This window comes from Endozoicomonas euniceicola, assembly GCF_025562755.1.
GTDB lineage: Bacteria > Pseudomonadota > Gammaproteobacteria > Pseudomonadales > Endozoicomonadaceae > Endozoicomonas_A > Endozoicomonas_A euniceicola.
Genome location: NZ_CP103300.1, coordinates 2,958,873 through 2,976,439 on the forward strand (window position 1 = coordinate 2,958,873; position 17,567 = coordinate 2,976,439).

General features: G+C 45.8%; 16 protein-coding genes. 15 read left to right on the forward strand and 1 reads right to left on the reverse strand.

All coding sequences use genetic code 11. From position 1 onward, the window contains the following. Positions 1-141: 141 nt before the first annotated feature. The 5 genes from NX720_RS11540 (at position 142) to rfbD (ending at position 4,850) form a co-directional block, all read left to right on the forward strand. The gene (locus NX720_RS11540) at positions 142-390 is read left to right on the forward strand and encodes a hypothetical protein (RefSeq protein ID WP_262601258.1); all 249 of its coding nucleotides are present in this window, start codon (positions 142-144) and stop codon (positions 388-390) included. Positions 391-984: 594 nt separating this feature from the next. After that, positions 985-2,067, forward strand: a complete 1,083-nt coding sequence (locus NX720_RS11545; protein WP_262601259.1) for a Fic family protein — start codon at positions 985-987, stop codon at positions 2,065-2,067. Positions 2,068-2,272: 205 nt separating this feature from the next. Then, complete coding sequence (rfbA, locus tag NX720_RS11550) at positions 2,273-3,202, forward strand: glucose-1-phosphate thymidylyltransferase RfbA (protein WP_262601260.1); 930 nt, start codon at positions 2,273-2,275, stop codon at positions 3,200-3,202. An 89-nt stretch (positions 3,203-3,291) separates the two neighbouring features. Further along, positions 3,292-3,921: a dTDP-4-dehydrorhamnose 3,5-epimerase gene (gene rfbC / locus NX720_RS11555; protein WP_262601261.1), complete on the forward strand. Its 630-nt coding sequence runs from the start codon at positions 3,292-3,294 to the stop codon at positions 3,919-3,921. Then, positions 3,918-4,850, forward strand: a complete 933-nt coding sequence (rfbD, locus tag NX720_RS11560) for a dTDP-4-dehydrorhamnose reductase (RefSeq protein ID WP_262601262.1) — start codon at positions 3,918-3,920, stop codon at positions 4,848-4,850. Before rfbC ends, rfbD begins: the two co-directional genes overlap by 4 nt. A 144-nt stretch (positions 4,851-4,994) precedes the next feature. Here the strand turns inward: rfbD and NX720_RS11565 are convergent, their stop codons facing one another. Continuing rightward, positions 4,995-5,453 (reverse strand): DUF29 domain-containing protein, encoded by a 459-nt coding sequence (locus NX720_RS11565; protein ID WP_262601263.1) that lies wholly within the window; start codon positions 5,451-5,453, stop codon positions 4,995-4,997. 158 nt (positions 5,454-5,611) lie between these two features. Between NX720_RS11565 and NX720_RS11570 the strand changes: the two genes are divergently transcribed. The 10 genes from NX720_RS11570 (at position 5,612) to NX720_RS11615 (ending at position 17,559) form a co-directional block, all read left to right on the forward strand. Further along, positions 5,612-6,292, forward strand: coding sequence for a glycosyltransferase family 32 protein (locus NX720_RS11570; protein WP_262601264.1), 681 nt, complete (start codon positions 5,612-5,614; stop codon positions 6,290-6,292). A 79-nt stretch (positions 6,293-6,371) separates the two neighbouring features. Then, complete coding sequence (gene rfbB, locus NX720_RS11575) at positions 6,372-7,487, forward strand: dTDP-glucose 4,6-dehydratase (RefSeq protein ID WP_262601265.1); 1,116 nt, start codon at positions 6,372-6,374, stop codon at positions 7,485-7,487. A 21-nt stretch (positions 7,488-7,508) separates the two neighbouring features. Further along, positions 7,509-8,699 (forward strand): mannose-6-phosphate isomerase, class I, encoded by a 1,191-nt coding sequence (gene manA, locus NX720_RS11580; RefSeq protein ID WP_262601266.1) that lies wholly within the window; start codon positions 7,509-7,511, stop codon positions 8,697-8,699. A gap of 70 nt (positions 8,700-8,769) precedes the next feature. Then, positions 8,770-10,194, forward strand: coding sequence for a mannose-1-phosphate guanylyltransferase/mannose-6-phosphate isomerase (locus tag NX720_RS11585; protein ID WP_262601267.1), 1,425 nt, complete (start codon positions 8,770-8,772; stop codon positions 10,192-10,194). Beyond that, positions 10,191-11,582 carry a phosphomannomutase CpsG gene (cpsG, locus tag NX720_RS11590; protein WP_262601268.1) on the forward strand — a complete coding sequence of 464 codons (1,392 nt, stop codon included), beginning with the start codon at positions 10,191-10,193 and terminating at the stop codon, positions 11,580-11,582. Before NX720_RS11585 ends, cpsG begins: the two co-directional genes overlap by 4 nt. A gap of 192 nt (positions 11,583-11,774) precedes the next feature. Continuing rightward, positions 11,775-12,482, forward strand: coding sequence for a hypothetical protein (locus NX720_RS11595; protein ID WP_262601269.1), 708 nt, complete (start codon positions 11,775-11,777; stop codon positions 12,480-12,482). 11 nt (positions 12,483-12,493) lie between these two features. Next, positions 12,494-13,453, forward strand: a complete 960-nt coding sequence (locus NX720_RS11600; protein ID WP_262601270.1) for a glycosyltransferase — start codon at positions 12,494-12,496, stop codon at positions 13,451-13,453. Next, a complete protein-coding gene (locus NX720_RS11605; protein WP_262601271.1) occupies positions 13,450-15,660 on the forward strand; it encodes a glycosyltransferase in 2,211 nt (736 codons plus the stop codon). Before NX720_RS11600 ends, NX720_RS11605 begins: the two co-directional genes overlap by 4 nt. A gap of 39 nt (positions 15,661-15,699) precedes the next feature. After that, a complete protein-coding gene (locus tag NX720_RS11610) occupies positions 15,700-16,536 on the forward strand; it encodes a sulfotransferase (protein ID WP_262601272.1) in 837 nt (278 codons plus the stop codon). Positions 16,537-16,545: 9 nt separating this feature from the next. Then, positions 16,546-17,559 (forward strand): hypothetical protein, encoded by a 1,014-nt coding sequence (locus tag NX720_RS11615; RefSeq protein ID WP_262601273.1) that lies wholly within the window; start codon positions 16,546-16,548, stop codon positions 17,557-17,559. Positions 17,560-17,567 lie beyond the last annotated feature (8 nt).

Below are 17,567 nucleotides of genomic sequence, written 5' to 3' on the forward strand. Positions count from 1 at the left end.
CCAGATACCTTCGCACTGGTGAACCACTCATCAGCTGGCGGGCTAATTGGCAGGAAGGGAATTACGAATTAAGAGTTCTAGCTGGTCGAAGCGTTCTTCCAGCTTGTCGAAGCGTTTATCGTGCTGGTCAAAGCGTTTATCATGCTGATCGAAGCGTTTATCATGCTGGTCAAAGCGTTCTTCCAGCTGGTCGAAGCGTTTATCGTGCTGGTCGAAGCGTTTATCGTGCTGGTCAAACCGCTCACGAGTTTCTTTAACAAACTCATTGTGTTGTTCGTCTGCTCGCCTGAACCCTGCATGTGTCGCTTCTGCAAGTGCTTAACCCTGCTATATCCGATTTTACTCCTGCAACATCCAGCTTCAGGGAAGCTATATCGTGCTGGTTGGTAAGGGCGATATTTTTTATGTCAGCACATACTCTGTCCAGGCCATGCAAACAGGCATCTGTTTGCTTATGGTGTTCTTCAAGTTTTTCGACTCTGCTCTCAAGGTTCATACAGCTTACCTTTCTTATTCGATGTGCGGGCATTGAGCATAGCAGAGAATGTTACAGAGGCACTGGAACCGTGCTGCTTGTTGATTTAAGTGCAATGCACCAGGTTAGGGGATCTGAAGCTTAGGATATTTCGCTTTTTGCTGTTGGCTACTCATACTGACAGCCAACAGCCAACAGCCAACTCAAAGCGGTTATTGAACTATTGACACAAACAGCGGCGAAGGTTACGCCGCATTACCCTTCGCTCAGGCTTTAAGAAGCCTTCACATTGCGTATACACCAGCACTGACAAGGTTTTTATACTGGCCGCCACAACTGCTCGGTCACGGAGTCCTGCTGTTTCGGTATATGCATCCTTTGGAGAATTGACGGGCGGTAGCGTCTGCTTGCAGGTTCACCGAACATGTATAGGAAAATAAGGTTTTCTATACATGTTCTGATAACCTGTATAGAAAACAGCACTTTTCTATACATGTTCAGGAGTGAGTGTGAAACCATTTCAGTTGTGTGAGCTGCCATTACCCAACGAAACCAGCCTGGAAAGTCGCAATGTATTGAAAAAACTGGCTGCTGCCCATCGGCATCTGGCAGAGCTCAAAGGCGTTGTACGCTCTATTCCGAACGAGGCTATTTTGATCAGCACCCTGACGCTTCAGGAGGCAAAGGATAGCTCGGCAGTGGAAAATATTGTAACGACTCACGATGAACTGTTTAAGTCGGGGGTTTATGACAGCGCTTACAACCCGGCAGCCAAAGAAGTAAAAAGCTATGCAATCGCCCTTGGCAGAGGGTTTGAGACTGTCAGAAAAACAGGGCTGCTGCGATTACAGGATATACTCGACATCCAGCAAACCCTGGAGGAAAATCGAGCCGGTTTGCGGAAGTTGCCCGGTACTGAATTAAAAAATACATCGACAGGTGAGGTCGTATATACACCACCACAAAACCCGCAACAGGTTGAAGCACTAATGACCAACCTGGTTGAATACCTGAACGATATTACATTGTCGGATAATGATCCGCTGGTCAAAATGGCCGTTATTCACTTTCAGTTTGAAAGTATTCACCCCTTTTATGATGGCAATGGCCGCACTGGTCGAATTATCAACATCCTTTATCTGGTAGCACAGGGGTTAATGGACTTACCAGTGCTCTACCTGAGTCGCTACATTATCCATAACAAAGCGGCCTACTATAGTTGCCTGCAGGCTGTCAGGGACGAACAAAGCTGGGAAAGCTGGTTGCTGTTTATGTTGGATGCGATTGAGCAAACCTCAAAAGAAACCGTCGTCCTGATAGAAGCCATAAAGCAACAAATGCAAACCATGAAACACCGGATGCGGGACGAGTTGCCAAAAATTTACAGTCAGGATTTGCTTAACAACCTGTTTTGCCACCCTTACACCAAAATAGAGTTTCTGGAACGGGATTTGGGCGTATCGCGGTTAACCGCAGCAAAGTATCTGGATGCTCTTTGCAAAAAAGATTTTTTGGTCAAACACAAGATGGGACGTAGCAATTACTATATTAACCAACCTCTTGTAAAACTGTTCGTAGATATTGGTCGATAAATTGGCTTCGCTTCCTTTGATGTGCGGGCACTGAGCATAGCAGGGAATGATACAGCCAATAGCCAATAGCCAACAGCACTTTTCCAGTTTTGAAAATGACTGATTAGAACCAGTCAAAATAATCCCTGCAACCTGCAACCTGCAACCTGCAACCTGCAACCTGCAACCTGCAACTTCAATCCTACCTACAAAGCTAAAGCCGTTTATGATTCAGCACACTACAAGCCGCAAAGGCATTATTCTTGCCGGTGGTTCCGGCACCCGTCTGTACCCATTGACCAAGGTTGTCAGCAAACAGCTTATGCCTGTTTACGACAAGCCAATGATCTTCTACCCGCTGTCTACCCTGATGCTGGCAGGCATTCGTGAGGTTGCCATCATTACCACCCCGGATGAACAGCATCGCTTCCAGCGTTTGCTGGGAGATGGCTCCCAGTGGGGCATTAAGCTGGAATATATTGCACAGCCATCACCAGACGGTCTGGCACAGGCCTTTATTCTGGCAGAAGACTTTATTGGTGAAGACGACTGCGCCCTGATACTGGGTGATAACCTGTTTTACGGTCACAAGTTTTCCCGCCTCCTGCAAAAAGCGGATCAACAGAGCGGTGCCACCATTTTTGGTTATCGAGTGGCTAACCCTAAGGCTTACGGTGTTATAGAGCTGGATGAAAACGACAAGGCTCTTTCCATTGAGGAAAAGCCCGAGCATCCCAAATCAAACTATGCGGCAACCGGCTTATATTTCTTTGATAACCGGGTAGTCGAGTTTGCCAAATCCGTAGAGCCTTCCCCCCGTGGTGAGCTGGAAATCACCTCTGTGATCAACTGCTACCTGCAGGAAGGCTCCCTGAATGTCGCTAAAATCGGCCGTGGCTCCACCTGGCTGGACACCGGTACGCACCAGAGCCTGCTGCATGCCGCCGCCTTTATTGAAACCATTGAATCCCGTCAGGGTATGAAAATCGCCTGTCCGGAAGAAATTGCCTACCGAATGGGCTATATCAATGCCGAACAGCTGTTTGAAGTGGCTGAACCTTTGCGTAAAAGTGGCTACGGCGAATACCTGCTCAATATTATCGAAGAGCTGGAAGGCATCAGCTGGTTTGGGAAAAATGACTTGCGCTTTGCTTAGTCATTTTTGTTTAAAGGTTTAATGTTGAAAAGTTTAAACGTTTGAACTTTTTAACGTTTAAACTTTTCAACATTTCAAAAACGAAGTTTATGAAAGTAATAGAGACTGGTATTGAAGGGTTGTTGATCATTGAACCTCAGGTGTTTGGTGATGAGCGTGGTTTTTTTATGGAAACCTGGCAGGCGAAAAAGTTTGAAGAGCTTGGTCTGCCTTCCCACTTTGTTCAGGACAACCACAGTCGGTCCGGAAAGGGTATTCTGCGGGGTCTGCATATTCAAAAGCAGAACACCCAGGGCAAACTGGTGCGAGTGATTAATGGCGAAGTCTACGACGTGGCTGTTGACCTGCGAAAAGACTCACCCACTTATGGCCAGTGGCGTGGTGTTTACCTGTCCGGTGAAAACAAAACCATGTTCTGGGTGCCGGAAGGTTTTGCCCATGGTTTTTACGTTACCAGTGAATCCGCAGACTTTGTCTATAAATGCACCGACTATTATGCCCCAGAGCACGATATGAGCATTGCCTGGAACGACCCGGATATTAATATCGAATGGCCAATTGGCTTTGGCGAAAAACCACAGCTTTCCGGGAAGGATGAAAATGCGATACCGTTTTCTGAAGCTGGAAGCTGGAAGCTGGAAGCGACCACCATGGATGGTGGAAGTGCCGAAAATGCAGGGAGCAATTTTCGGTCTGGAAGCTGGCAGAGGGAGGTTTGAGTTTGAAAGTTTTAATTACCGGTTCGAACGGCCAGCTGGGTTATGAACTGAAAAGAACAGCCCCCGAGGGCTGTGAGCTGATTTGCGTAGACGTTGATCAGCTGGATATTACCTCTGCTTCCGCTATCAATGCATTTTTTCATGAGCATAAGCCCGATGCGCTGATTAACGCAGCGGCTTATACCGCTGTTGACAAAGCTGAATCGGATAAAAAGCTGGCCTATGCCGTGAATGCGACAGGGGCAGGGTTTCTGGCTCAGGCTTGTGCTGATGCCAATATTCCGATGGTGCAGGTGTCCACCGATTTTATCTTCGACGGTACACAATCCACACCTTACAAGCCGGAAGACAAGCCAAACCCTGTCAGCGTGTATGGCGACAGCAAGTTGAAAGGCGAAGAGGCGGTCAGCGAAATTCTTGGCAACAAAGCAGCCATTATTCGCACCGCCTGGGTGTATTCCGCACACGGCAACAACTTTGTAAAAACCATGCTGCGCCTGATGAAAGAGAAAGAGCAGCTGGGTATTGTGGCTGACCAGATTGGTACACCTACCTGGGCAAAGACTCTGGCTGAAGCATGCTGGCAAACAGTACAGAAGCTGGAAGCTGGAAGCTGGAAGCTTGAAGTGAAAGAAAAGCAGCTTCCAGCTTCCAGCTTCCAGCTTCCAACTGCATTCCACTGGACTGATGCGGGTACTGCCAGCTGGTACGACTTTGCTGTAGCGATTCAGGAAGAAGCATTAGTATTGGGGCTACTTGAGAAGCGTATTCCGGTCAGGCCGATTCCTGCCAGTGCTTACCCTACGCCTGCAAAACGTCCGTCATTCAGCGTACTGGATAAGCAAACCGCTTATGAAACACTGGGTATGCCGGTACAGCACTGGCGCGAATGCCTGAAATTGATGCTGAAAGAGTTGAAACAGCATTAATCTTTCTTAGCCTTATCGTTTTTAGTCATTTTATTCGTTGTATCGTTATGGCTCTTCAAGCCCTTTCTCTTTAGAGTGCGCTGGACAATTTCTACCAGCGCTCTTTCGGGACAAGCCATACAAACCCGACGGGCGGTAGCGTGCCTAATCCTTGAAGCGGTCTGGCCAGAAGCTGGCATCCATAAACTGTTCAAATGTCCATAGGCAGTTCGGTGGAAAATCCTCTTCAGGATAACCGGTTTCAATATGCGCCTCATAAGCGGCACGACGGTATGCTTTTGTGATGGACTCTTCCAGCTTGCTTTTCAGGCTGGGATTTTCTGCCAGAAGCTCGGGAATATCATGTCGTTGAGTTTTTATGCTCATTTCCCAGCTTGAACCTCGTCGGTCAGGTTGGTACTGCCACTTGAGAAGGTGCATTAAGAGCACTTTTAAACGGCTTTCAAGCTCACGCTTTATTTTTTTTGCCATATCCTCAATTTCATCAACAAGGTTCTGGATATCAGCCGCTTCCCACTGCCCGGTTCGCAACAGCTCCAGCTGTCTGTTGACCCAGGCATAATAATCGGTTTCGTATAAATCCTGTGAATCGGGTTTAGCCATTTCCTGCATCTCCTCTGAGAACCATCCTTTATGGTTGGGCTCACTAAATGTAGTTGCAAGCCCTTTTTTGTCAATTGATTTCAAGAATCATTATACAGTTAAAAGTCATGGATTAAGCTCTGATGACTTGAATTCAGGATGTTTATTTGGATTTCAAAATGAATAAAAGAAATGTTTTTGCTATTTGGATTTCCCCTGAAGCGAATGATAACCTTCCTGAAGATATCCAAACCAATATAAAAGCATGGAAAAAATACCATCCAGACTACTCCTTTGATGTGTATAGTCTTGATGACTGCTTTTCAATTATTGGCAACAATATATTTGGTTTTCCGATAAAAGAAATGGTAGAAACATGTCGTTTTATTGCAATGAAGTCTGATGTTTTGCGGTTAGCTCTGATTTATAAAATTGGAGGCGTTTATACCGATCTTAAAAACAAACCAGTCACTTCGTTTTTGGAAAGTTTAGAACAGAATAAAGTTTATTTGTGTGAGCATCATCCAACAGAAAACAAGCCTGATCCGCAAGGTTGTTTTTACAACTCGTTTATATCTTCCCCTCCTAACTCCCCATTAATAAAAGACATTATTGTTGAGGTGCTGACTAATATTAAAAACAGGCAAGAGACAGGAGGGGTTAGTGGTGTTTCAGGTAGTTCCGCAATACTCAGGGTATTATCGAGAGCGAAGAGTAATGACAAAGTATATGATTTTGAAGGTCTAAGTTACAGAGAAGTTTGGGGGAAGAAAATGATCAGAACCGCTGCGAGCTACAACGCAACCGGGCATTGGTCAACCCTTCAAAAAAAAGAATCACTGTATTTACACCAGCTGTAAGAGCCACTCTCTATGGTCAGTTTCACCTGGAGTAGTTGTAACTCCATTTTTGCTAATTAAGTAAATCAAATAAAATTTAATGAAAAGTATTTTAGTGACCGGCGGTGCCGGCTTTATCGGTGCTAATTTTGTCCACTACTGGCTGAATCAGCATAAAAACGACAAAGTGATTGTTCTGGATGCCCTGACATACGCAGGCAACATCGCCAGCCTTGAGCCGGTTAAAGACAATCCGAATTACACCTTTGTGCATGGCGACATCCTGAATACCGAACTGGTGGAAGAGCTGCTGCGTCATCACAAAGTCGATACCCTGGTTCACTTTGCTGCGGAATCCCATGTTGACCGTTCTATTACAGGGCCGGATGCGTTTCTGGAAACCAACATCATAGGCACCCACAGCCTGCTGAAAGCGGCTAAAAAAGTCTGGCTGGATGAAAACCTGTTAGAAGATAAAGAACACCGCTTCCATCACGTTTCCACCGATGAAGTGTACGGCACCCTGTCGCTGACCGATCCGGCGTTTACTGAAGATACGCCTTACGCGCCGAACTCACCTTATGCGGCCAGTAAAGCCTCCAGCGACCATCTGGTTCGTGCCTACAACGAAACCTATGGCCTGAAAACCACCATCAGCAACTGCTCCAACAACTATGGCCCTTACCACTTCCCGGAAAAGCTGATCCCGCTGGTGATCACAAATATCCTGCACGACAACCCCCTGCCAATATACGGCGATGGCAAACAAATCCGTGACTGGCTTTATGTAGAAGACCACGCCCGAGGCATTGAGCTGGTACTGGAAAAAGGCAGAATTGGCGAGAACTACAATATCGGCGGCCATAACGAGTGGCAGAATATCGATATTGTAAAACTGGTCTGTCAGCTAATGAACGAAAGCTTCCAGCTTCCAGCTTCCAGCTTCCAGCTAAAAAAACGTTTCCCCAAAGCTAAAGCTGCGATTGAAGGTCGATCTGAATCCCTGATTGAGTACGTAAAAGACCGCCCCGGTCACGACCGCCGCTATGCCATTGATGCCGCTAAAACCCGTGCAGAGCTGGGTTATGAGCCGAAAGAATCCTTTGAAACGGGGATTCGTAAGACGGTTGAGTGGTATTTGAGTAATGAGAGTTGGTGGAAGGCTGTGATGGATGGCAGCTACAAGAACTGGATTGAAAGCCAATATTCAAACTAACTGAGTTTGCAGAAAGAAGTAATGATTTACAAACTTGAAAACACAATCCAGGACTATGTATGGGGATGTCCTGAATCTATGCTGAAACTGTTCAACATAGAGAATAGCGAAAAAAAGCCCATGGCTGAACTTTGGATGGGCGCACACCCGAAAGCCCCGTCCAGCCTGATTGGGCATCAGAAATATCAGTCTCTCCTCGATTATATTTCTATTGATGTTGAGGTATTGGGCGAAGCCTCTCAAAATACATTCGGGTCGGGCTTACCGTTCCTGTTCAAAGTTCTCTCCGCTGATCTGCCCTTGTCTATTCAGGCTCATCCAGATAAAGCCCAGGCTGAAGCTGGTTTCAAGAGAGAGAATGCTCTCGGGCTGCCTCTGAATGCTGCAAATAGAAACTACCGTGACCCGAATCATAAACCGGAACTGGTTTATGCTCTGACACCGTTCAAGGCAATGAATGGGTTCAGACAAGTTAAAGAAATAGTTTCATTATTCAGAATGGCCAACATTAGTGCCCTGACCGAAGCTTTGGATAAGCTGGATAACTCTCCGAATGAGTCTGGCTTAAAACTTTTTTATCAAACAATAATGACCCTGAAGGGGCAACAGAAAGAAAATTTGATAAAAGAGGCCTTTGAATACTCTAAGCAATCTGACGTTGAAGCCTGGAAAGAAGTTTGCTGTCTGCATGAATATTACCCGGGCGATATAGGTGTTTTAAGCCCTTTGCTGCTTAACCTTGTGACACTTTCACCCGGAGACGCAATGTTTCTTAAAGCAGGAACGTTGCATGCTTATCTAAAGGGTACTGCCCTTGAAATCATGGCTTGCTCAGATAATGTTTTGCGAGGTGGACTCACTAAAAAACATGTTGATATTGAAGAGCTATTAAAAACTATCGATTTTGGCAGTACCAGTGAAGATCAATTGCTACTGGAGCCGACCAATACAAACAACGGTGAGCTTTTATTTAAGGCGCCAGTGAATGATTTTTGCATGAGTATTATTACTCCAGAAGAAAGCCCGGAGCCTTTCTGCATTAACTCAGCAGAAATACTATTCAGTATCAAAGGTTCGCAGGAAATTATATGTGACAACGGAGAACAGTTGATTTTGCATAAAGGTGAATCTTGTTTCATCAGTGCAAAAAGCAAACAATTCAGTGTCACAGGCTCAGGACAGTTAGCCCGAGCCAACTCAATTATTCATTAACTCAGCCAAAGCTAGAAAAGCTTCAAGCTTCAAGCTTCAAGCTTCAAGCTTCCAGCCCCCAGTTCCCAATATGCTATTACCCGTAATAATGTCCGGCGGAAGTGGCTCGCGCCTCTGGCCGCTCTCCCGCACTTTGAGCCCCAAACAGTTTTTGCCGCTTACTTCTGAGCAAACCATGCTGCAGGAAACGGTAAAAAGACTTGATGGCTTAGAACATCATGACCCTGTGGTTATCTGTAACGAAGCCCACCGCTTCATTGTTGCTGAACAGCTAAGGCAACAAAACTGCAGCGGCAGTGAAGTTATTCTGGAACCTGCAGGCAGAAATACTGCGCCGGCTATTGCACTTGCAGCACTGCAGGCTCAGAAATCAAACCAAGATCCAGTACTATTGGTTCTGGCTGCTGACCATGTCATTACTCAGCCTGAAGCTTTTCGAATTGCAGTAAAAAAAGCCCTGCCTCTGGCTGAAGATGGCTACCTTGTAACGTTCGGCATTGTTCCTGATAAGCCTGAAACTGGTTATGGCTATATCAGGCAAGGCAGTGTAATTGGTGAAGACAGTTATCAGGTTTCTGCATTCGTAGAAAAGCCTGACTCAGAAACAGCCAGACAATACCTGGCCAGTGGTGACTACAGCTGGAACAGTGGAATGTTCCTGTTTAAGGCCAGTCGCTATATTGAAGAGTTGAAAAAACATAGCCCCGACATTCTGGCAGCCTGTGAAAAAGCCATCGCTAAGACCCAGGAAGATATGGACTTTATTCGCATCGATGCGCAGGCATTTCTGGCCTGTCCTGATGATTCCATTGATTACGCTGTTATGGAAAAAACAGATCGTGCGGCAATAGTGCCAATGGATGCGGGCTGGAGTGACGTGGGCTCGTGGACCTCATTATGGGAGGTGCTTGAAAAAGACGACAGTGATAACGCTACCAAGGGTGATGTTGAGCTGCTTGATGTAAAAGGAAGTTATATCGATGCCCGCAGCAAGCTGGTTGCTGCAGTCGGCGTGAGTGATCTGGTGGTTGTCGAAACAGAAGACGCAATCCTGGTAGCTGATAAATCCAGAGATCAGGACATTAAGAAAATTGTCGAGCGACTGAAAAAAGACGACCGAATCGAATCCAGGCATCATCGTGTAGTGTATCGTCCATGGGGCATGGTTCATCTGCAAACTCGCGGTGAGCGTTATAAAGTAAAGAAAATTACAATTAACCCCGGTCAGAGACTCTCTTTGCAGAAACATTACCATCGGGCCGAGCACTGGGTTGTGGTTGCCGGAACTGCCAAGGTAACTTGCGGTGATACCACTCAGCTGGTCACCGAAAACCAGTCAACCTATATCCCTGTTGGAATGCCTCATGCTCTGGAAAATCCGGGTAAGTTACCCCTGGAAATGGTAGAGGTTCAGACGGGTTCTTATCTCTGTAAGGATGACATTGTTCGTCTTGAAGATTTGTACGGTTTTGATAAAGATGTGGCGGAAAAGTGAAAGAGTTAACCTGTTTTAAAGCCTACGATATTCGTGGCCAGTTAGGCGAAGAACTTAACGAAGACATAGCCTACCGAATTGGCCGGGCTTATGGTGAATACCTGAAACCGAAAGCGATTGCTGTAGGTGGGGATGTCCGTGAAACCAGTGAAAGCCTGAAGCTTGCTGTTGCGAAGGGCTTGCAGGATGCGGGCGTTGATGTAATTGATATCGGCCTTGCCGGTACTGAAGAGATTTATTTCGCAGCTCAGCATCTTGATGTTGATGGCGGCATTGAAGTCACCGCCAGCCATAACCCCATTGACTACAACGGCATGAAGCTGGTTCGGGAAGGAGCCAGACCGGTTAGCGGGGATACGGGGCTTTTTGAGATCAAGAAGTTGGCTGAAGCTGGAGGCTGTGGGCTGGAAGCTGGAAGCTGGAAGCTGGAAGCTGGAAGCAAAACGGGTGAGTATCAGAAAGTTAGTATTCTTGATGCTTATGTGAAAAAACTTCTGAGCTTCGTGAGTCTTGACAGCTTTACACCTTTGAAACTGGTCATTAATAGTGGCAATGGTGCTGCTGGTCATGTGATTGATGCTATTGAAGAGCGCTTTCAAAAGGCTGGCGTACCCATTGAACTGATCAAGGTTCATCATGAGCCGGATGGCTCTTTCCCTAATGGTATTCCTAACCCTCTGTTGCCTGAGTGTCGTCAGGACACTATCGATGCTGTTAAAGCTCATGGTGCGGATATGGGTATCGCTTTCGACGGTGACTTTGACCGTTGCTTCCTGTTTGATGAAAACGGCGAGTTCATCGAAGGTTACTACATTGTAGGGCTACTGGGTGAAGCATTTCTTGCTCATGAAACAGGTGCCAAAATTATCCATGACCCTCGTCTGAGCTGGAATACCATTGAGGTGATCAGCGAAGCAGGTGGTCGCCCGGTTCTGAGTAAAACCGGCCACGCCTTTATTAAAGAGCGTATGCGGGAAGAGGATGCCGTTTACGGTGGCGAGATGAGTGCTCATCATTACTTCCGTGACTTTGCCTATTGCGACAGCGGTATGATTCCCTGGCTGCTGGTTTCAGAATTAATGTGCCGTAAGCAGATGAAGCTCTCCGAAATGGTAAAAGAGCGCATTGAAGCTTACCCATCCTCCGGTGAGATCAATAGCAAGATCGCAGATCCAAAAGCGGCCATTGAGCGTGTACTGAATGTGTATGAAAAAGATGCACTGGCAGTCGATCATACCGACGGTATAAGCCTTGAGTTTGACAACTGGCGCTTTAACCTTCGTTGTTCAAATACAGAACCGGTAGTGCGTTTAAATGTTGAAAGTCGGGCAAATTCCGAATTGATGCAAACCAAAACAGATGAAGTACTGGCGCTATTGCGACAGTAACAACAGCCAGTCGCCCTGAGTCACAGACAGACTTGGGGTATTCCACAGTTTTGAGCGAATAAAACAAAGGGTAAGCTTCCCTGCGCCCAATTTGCTCCTGGCTGTTTCGAATATTTGCCTGTAATCGACGGGCGGTAGCGTCTTTTTTGGCCTTACAGCCTTAAAACCTCAAAAATTAAATACAGTAAAACCATGCCATTAGATCAGTTTATTTCTGAAAACTCCTCACGTTTGAACGATATTGAAAGCCAGATTCGCAGCCAGCTAAGAGAAGGTGGCAGCGATCAGCTTTTTGAACAGCTGGTAAAAGAGTTGTCTAAAACCCGCCTGGTCAGCGAGTGCCTCGCTCTTGAAAACCAGCAACTTAACAAAAAAGTTCGTGCATTGTCGGTGCCAATGCCAACGCCACTGGTCGATCTGAGCAATAACGACTTCCCCGACGAGTTACTCATTGATGCACGTATGCCACTGCGTGGAGAAGATGGTTTCTACGCAATGGAATACACAGGCTCCGATGCCGTTCGCTGGACTGGCCCTGAAAACAGTTTTTCCTTTTCAATGATGGTTGACCGTTCTCGTCCACTGGCTTTTGAACTGGAAGTAATAAAAGCCATTGCTGAAGAGTGCTGTGAAAATGTGACCTATGAAATTGATGGCGTAGTCAAGCGTTTAGAAATAGAAGGTCAACTCTGGAAAGGCATCATCCCTGCCTCAGGTAAACCGCAAACACGGGTTACGTTTAACCTGGCTAAAACATTTACGCCCAGTGAACTGGATGAAAGTTCTACTGATCATCGTCGCCTGGGCGTCGCCTTCAAACAAATGACTATCAAGCCTGCTATGGAAGAGGTTAAAAACCCGGGCAGTGAGCAGGAAGAACTGGTTCGTAAGGCAGGTTGAGAGAAAGAGAAATGGCAAGAATAGCAGCAGCAATCTGTACCTGGAACCGATACGACGTACTCCCGAAAGCTATTGAGAGTGTCGCTAAACAGTCGCTGGGTAAACACGAATACAAAATCTTTGTAATCGACAACTCTCCTGACCACGACTACTGCGAGGAGTTCGGCAAGCAGTTCGCACATATTGAAAACCTGGAATATGTGGTTGAAAAAATTGCTGGCCTTTCCAATGCCCGTAATGTTGCAACCCGCATGTGCGCAGAGCAGGGGATTGACTACATCGCCTACCTGGATGATGACGCCATTGCCCGCCCTGAATGGCTGGAAAAAATACTCGAAGGCTTTGACAGCTTTGGTGAAGAAGTTGATGTTGTCGGTGGCCGTGTTGACCCTATGTGGTCTATGCCTCGCCCACGCTGGCTGGGGCCAAAGCTTGAAGGCTATGTTTCCATCGTCAACTGGGGCGGTGAACTGCGCCTGGCTGAAGAAAGCGAATGGTTTGCAGGCACCAATATTGCCTTTCGTGTTGACACTCTGCAGGTACTGGGTGGCTTTTCCACTACTCTGGGTCGCACAGGCAGCGGTGCAACGCTGCTTAGCAACGAAGAAACTCAACTGCTGGATCGTATTAAAGAAACTGGCGGCAAACGAGTGTATCACCCGGATGCCGCACTGGATCATCTGGTGGAAGAGAAACGTTTATCCCGCCAATGGTTCCGTAAACGGATGGCATGGCAGGCCACGTCTGATTTTCTGATGAAAGCAGAAGAGTGCATCGAACAGTGTGCCGGGCATTGGGAAAACATTCTCGAATACTCAGCCATGGTGCCACCAAGAGAGCGTACACTGCGTGGGTTAATGTACGACACAGATGATGCGGAACTGTTCCACTGGCAACTGTCTGCCATTTACGGCTGGAACGTGCTGAACCTGGCCGGATTTGAAGGTGTCGCTGAGGAAGAGGTCGCATGAGTGAGATGCTGAACTTGCCGGGTGCCGACATTCTGGTACTGGCTCCGACCCCGACATGGCCTCTGGATTATGGTAACCGCAAACGGATTTATTCGGTTTGCCAGTCCATGAAAGATCGCGGAGCGCGGATACACTACCTGTATTACCCCAGTGAAGTTGACTGGCGCAACGACGTGCCGCTTGACTCAATGCAGAAAATGCATGAACAGTGGGACAGCTTTTACATGGTGCCTCCTACCCGGGATTTGCATACATGGGCAGAAGGTGAAGACCATACTATTGATGAATGGTGGGACGACGCGATTGGAAAACAGCTGGAATGGCTGTTTCATAAAAAACGCTTCGACGCCATGATCGTCAATTACACCTGGCTGAGCAAAGCGCTGGAATACGCACCCGCTGGCACATTGAAAATACTCGATACCCACGACCGTTTCAGTGATCGCCGCCAGCTTCTGGAAGCCAACGGCATTGGCCGTGAATTCTTCCACACCACCCAGGACGAAGAGCGCATCGCCATTGAACGTGCCGACCTTGTATGGGCGATAAAGGAACACGAGCAACACTTTTTCTCTAACCTCTCTGCAAAACCCAATGTTCGCACGTTAATCCATGTAGACCTGGACGAAGTGGCAGATACCGCCGCAGACAAATTCAAACAGGGCTACCTGCGTGTAGGGATTTTAGGCGCCAGAAACAATATCAACCTCACCAACACCCGCAACTTTATTGAACAGGCTATCCCCCAGTTCAAAAAAGCCATGGCACCGGTCAAAATCGTACTGGCGGGTTCCATGTGTATTGAGACAGAAGACCTTGAAGGTCCCTGGGTTGAAAATATTGGTTTTGTCGATTCAGTGGCAGACTTCTATAAAAGTGTTGATGTAGTGGCTGTGCCCATGACTTTCAGCACCGGCCTGAAGATCAAGGTAGCAGAAGCCATGAAATACGGCGCTCCCATGATTTCACACGCCCATGCCAGTGAGGGATACCCGGTAAAACACCCGTGGCACAACCTGAAATCGTTAGAAGCCATTACCGAGGCCTGTATCGACCTGGCCTTCAACCCTGACATGCTGCCTAACCTGCGCAGAGCCAGCGAGCAGGCTCAGGAAAAAGCTGAACAGGCATTTTTTGATACCATCAATAAATCCATGCAGGACATTTGTCGTCATAATGTTCTGACGACTTTTGTGGTGGATGCAGAAAACCTGAAGAAACACGACATTATCACAACCCGGTTGCTGGAGTTGCTGGATTTTGTGCCCTGGGCAAACCGGGCTCAGGTATATATTCAGGGACAGCTGCAGGAAGAACAGAAAAATACCGTGCGTAAACTGGCAAACGCAGCCCAGGTATTTGCTCACAATACAGCAGGACTGCCTGATACCCTGATACAGCAGGTAGATACCCTGTCAGAACTGTTGAACCGATGGCGCAGTGACCACCTCTGGGTCATGACCGAAAACCCCCGGGACGATTTGGCAGAAGTCAGAAAATTACCTGAGATATTGATCGACAGTTGTCTGATGTCTCCGGCTGCCGCAAGAAGCTGTTATAAAGATCAGCCCCGACGCACTGAAGTGATTGCCAAGTTTAACTGCAGCCGCCTGAGCCAGCATGCCAACACCCGTGTGGTTCTGCCGTTCATCAATGGCGGGCGTGGTGCCAATATCAGCATGAACCATCTGCCCCATGACCACGGCGGTACTGTACTGATGGTCTGGTCCGGTCCGGCTGAGTACCTGGTATACCTGCAAAAGCTGGTGGCTTCCCTCTGCGGGGAAAGGACAAACATTGTCTGGCTTACCCACGACATTAACGCCAAATTCCAACTGCAGAAACAGCACCAGAAAGCTTATACCTTCGAAGAAATTTCACGCAATACAGCGTTGTTGCCAAAACACGTTGCTTTTGCCGTAGATATGGATTTGAAGCACAAGGCTAACTGGCTTCATGAAATCATTGCCCGCTCAAATGTGCAGGTGATGCGCCCGCAATTCCCCCAGTTAACGGTTATATCGCATGGGCAAGTCAGCCTGAATGACTTTATTCAGCAGTTTATGCAGCTGATGGAGAGTTATGAGGATAACGGGCATCGGTATCACGAAACGTTTGGTAATGATGCCGGGTGGAGTTTGCTGTGGCATAAGCTGGCGAATGAAGCAAAAGAAAGAAAACGATTTTCATCTTTGTTGACAATTTAGAAAATTAAAATTTAGTTTATTTTTTGTTTGGTGATTGAAATGGCATCTCCTGATTTCCTGTGTATTGGTGCGCAAAAAGCGGGTACAACCTGGCTTGATAAAATGTTTAAAGGCCATCCCGATATTTGGACTCCACCAGTAAAAGAGCTTCAATTTTTTAATGAGTTTTATAATAAGGCAGCATACCCTTGGACACAAAAACACCGTGAGTCGCATGCTGTCAATGCTATACGGTATGCTGTTAATGAGAAACAGCCAAACTGGGAAAAAATTAAGCTCGCAATGCATATTGCAAGTGAAAATATCGGCTTTGATTGGTATGAAAAAATTTTTGATTATGCACCGGAGGGAGTAGTTAAAGGTGAAATGACACCAGAATACTCTTTGCTTAATGAAAAACACGTAAAAGAAATAAGTGAAAAGTACCCTAAGCTAAAGATTATTTTTATTATGCGTGATCCCGTTGAACGCGCACTATCTGGAATAAGAATGCGGATGAAGCAGCAGGGTTTTAATGCTGACAGCAAACAGGAAGATATTGATAATTTCGTAATTGAAGCGGCATCGAACTGGGATGTAATTCAAAGAAGTAATTACTCATTTATACATAAAACATGGAGTGATTATTTTGATTCTGAAAGCTGCTTGTTTTTACTTTCTAGTGATTTGAGAAATAACTCCAAGAAAGCTCTGATTAAAGTAGGTGGCTTTCTAGGGGTTGATTATAATAAATTTAAGTTTAACCCAGATGAAAAAGTTCATGTTGGTATGCGCTTCAATATTTCTGAGAATGCGATTTTAGAAGTGAGAAAGAAGCAAGAGGATAATACTGAGTGGATGGAGGAAAACTCTGATCTATTTAAAATAGGATTATGAGAACTATAAATGAGAAATAAACTTTTTGACTCGTTAGACCTTCTTCAAAAAGAAAAAATTTTTACAGGTTGGGAAAAAATAGATGATGTTTATTGCAAATTTTCACTTCATAATGTAAATATCCCATTAATTGTAACTTTTTCAAGTGCTAAAATACCGATACCTATAAATAAATTAGATGATCCAACTTGCTCTCCTTGGGGTTTTGATTTTGTCAGCAAGTCTGGTTTTAATGTGATTTCTTTTTCGTGTATTGAAAAAGATAACTGGTATAGAAGTGATGTTTTTTTAAAATTCATTAAGCAGCTAGGTGATAAACTAAGAAAGTTTAATAGTCGTCTCGGTTATGGTGAAAGCATGGGGGGGTATGGTGTTAGTGCATACGCCAACCTCCTAAATTTACAAAGGGTACTGATTTTAAATCCAATTAGCACCTTGAAATCTGATCTAATTCCTTGGGAATCAAGGTTCCATAGTGAAAAGAAGCTAAATTGGGACTCGGGATGTTTTGACGGTGCAAGAATGCTATCTAGTGGTTATATAGTGTATGATCCTCTGCATAATCTAGATAAAGCTCATGCTTTAAGATATAGCAATGATCTAATACCGCTTAGATTGCCTGCTGTTGGTCATGGCATCCCATATCATTTAAAGCGACTAGGAATTTTAAAGAAATTATTTTTTGATTTCGTGTATGATTGCGTTGATTTAAGCTGGTTTTATCGTAAAATTAGAGGGAGAAAAATATACCATCACTACTATAAAACGTTATCTACCCATAGACGAATTACACCACTTAGGAAGGAAGTACTAGATAGGCATTATCGATGTTTTAAAGAATGGAGTGATCACACTGATATACCAGTGAATGATCTACGTGATGCTGCTATATCAATTGAAAAAATCAATATTAAACTTGCCTTGGAGTTAATGGAGAAAGCACTTAGAGCAAGACCCGAAGGCGACTTTATAAGGGCTAAAGTTCTAGAGTATAGAAAAATGCTACCTGGTTACAACACCTGAACAATATT